Here is a 2,121-nt window from a genome sequence, read left to right on the forward strand (position 1 = left end):
GCAAACAAGCAAACAAGCAAACAAGCAAACAAGCAAACAAGCAAACAAGCAAACAAGCAAACAAGCAAACAAGCAAACAAGCAAACAAGCAAACAGAGATGACTAAAATGCTAAGTGTACAATCATTGCCAAGTGCTGAAGAAATCGCACTGGCAAAGTTAAGCAGCCAAGAGCTTTCCGCTGTACTGGAAGCGAATGGGGATGTACAAAATTTTAATGTGGTAGGAAAGGATGGTGAAAACCATTCAGTAAAACTTCCTGCCAGTGCAGTTAAATTAATGATCGAGGTGCTGACTCAGCTCGGTCAGGGTAACAGTGTAAGCATCACTCCCATTCATGCTGAACTGACCACGCAAGAGGCTGCAGACATGCTCAATATGTCTCGTCCCACCTTTATTAAATTGCTGGATTCCGGTGAGCTTGCTCATACCAGAACAGGCAATCGTCGTAAGGTTGCGTTTGTCGATGTCATGAAATTCAAGCAGGAAATTGATGTGAAACGCCTGGCGACTCTGGATGAACTGACCGCACTCGATCAGGAGCTGAATTTGGGATATTAAATGGCAACCTATACAGTGATCCTGGATGCATGTGTGATGTATCCAGCGCCGTTGCGCAGTTACCTATTGTATCTTGCGCAAACTGGTCTTTACCGGGCCAGATGGACAGAACAAATCCACGATGAATGGATACGAAACTTATTAAAGAAGCAACCGGGGCTGCCGGCTGAAAAATTACAGAAAACCCGCGAACTGATGAACAGGCATGCGCCGGATTGTGTTGTTGAAGGTTACCAGCAGTTTGTAAACGGTATTGAGTTACCTGACGATGACGACCGGCATGTGGTTGCTGCGGCAATCAAGGGGCAGGCTGAGGGTATTATTACCTTTAATCTGAAAGATTTTCCGCAACAGAGCCTTGCTCCTCTTGGTCTGACTGCCATTCACCCGGATGTGTTTCTGGCGGATATGTTTGAACTCGACCCAAGCAGAGCAATTCTGGCAGCACAACGTCAAAGAAGCTCGCTGAAGAACCCGCCCATGACAGCAGAAGAATACCTGGACTCGTTACAACGCCAGAAGCTGCCAACACTGGTATCCAAACTACGTCAATTTGAAATGATACTGTAAAAGTCCCATTCGGGACTTTTTTTCTGCTCTTTAATAAGTTAGCCCAAAAGTGCCATCCGATTAATTCATATGAACGGTCGGGGGTATGATTATAACCTTGGTCGGTTCTTGAGTGTTGACCCTGTTATTCAGAGTCCTGGTAATAGCCAATCACTGAACCCTTATTCGTACATTATGAATAATCCGTTGGCGGGGACGGATCCTACTGGGTATTCGGCTGAAAATCTGAAGTTAGAAAAAGTTGAAGTGACTGAGAAGACGGAGAAATTTGCACCGACTGGATCACGGATTAAGCGAGAGGTTACAAGTTCAGTATCGGCAAAAGGAACGTACTCAAATGGCGCGACACAGACCGCAACTGTAAGTTTTAGTGGCGGGATACCAGCAAGTATGACCATAGGATCTGTTAAGGAAGCAACAAAAGGTGTGGCAAACCAATTAGGGAATGCTGCAAGGTCTGTTGCGGGTTCTTTGTCTAAAGGAGGAATCGCTGGAGTTGCTTTGACGCCAATGAGCACTGCTACTGATGATGAAATGGAGATGCTGGTTGCTCCCATCTTGAAAGAAAATAAGCATTATAAATGAAGCATCCGATTTGAAAGACAAACTTTCATCAAAGGATTATGCGACGCTTGAGAAAGATCTTGCTGGAATAAGAGCTAGACCAAGTGGGCCTGAAGCAATTCAGTATGCGTTGGTAGCTGATAGTAGTGGTCCCTACCTATGTTATTTATGTAGCTCTGGTGCGATGAATTTAGCAGTTGGAGATGTATGGAAGTACGGTCAAACTAAGAACGAGTTAATTCGATATTCTCAGAATGAACTCAATGGAACTTTAGCAGGGGCACGCTTGAGGCTGATTGAAGAATTCAGGGGAACGCAGCGACAGGTGTTAATTAACCTGAACTCGGGATAAGAAAATTTGAACTAACGGCCCTCCACATGATCGGATCTTTCGACCAAGAGAAACCCCATCACACAGAGGGCCTAT

Annotated in this window: 4 protein-coding genes; all 4 read left to right on the forward strand. The window is 45.1% G+C overall.

What is annotated here, in order from left to right; translation table 11 throughout:
- The coding region (locus J2W69_RS20500) for a helix-turn-helix domain-containing protein (protein ID WP_310282077.1) at positions 1–560 on the forward strand (560 nt) is incomplete at its 5' end.
- Positions 561–1,130, forward strand: coding sequence for a PIN domain-containing protein (locus tag J2W69_RS20505; RefSeq protein WP_053422626.1), 570 nt, complete (start codon positions 561–563; stop codon positions 1,128–1,130).
- 69 nt (positions 1,131–1,199) lie between these two features.
- Entirely contained in the window at positions 1,200–1,715 is a 516-nt protein-coding gene (locus tag J2W69_RS20510) for an RHS repeat-associated core domain-containing protein (protein ID WP_310282079.1), read from the forward strand.
- 10 nt (positions 1,716–1,725) lie between these two features.
- Positions 1,726–2,046, forward strand: coding sequence for a hypothetical protein (locus tag J2W69_RS20515; protein ID WP_310282081.1), 321 nt, complete (start codon positions 1,726–1,728; stop codon positions 2,044–2,046).
- Positions 2,047–2,121: the final 75 nt, after the last annotated feature.

It is taken from the genome of Rheinheimera soli (assembly GCF_031457405.1).
Lineage (GTDB): Bacteria > Pseudomonadota > Gammaproteobacteria > Enterobacterales > Alteromonadaceae > Pararheinheimera > Pararheinheimera soli_A.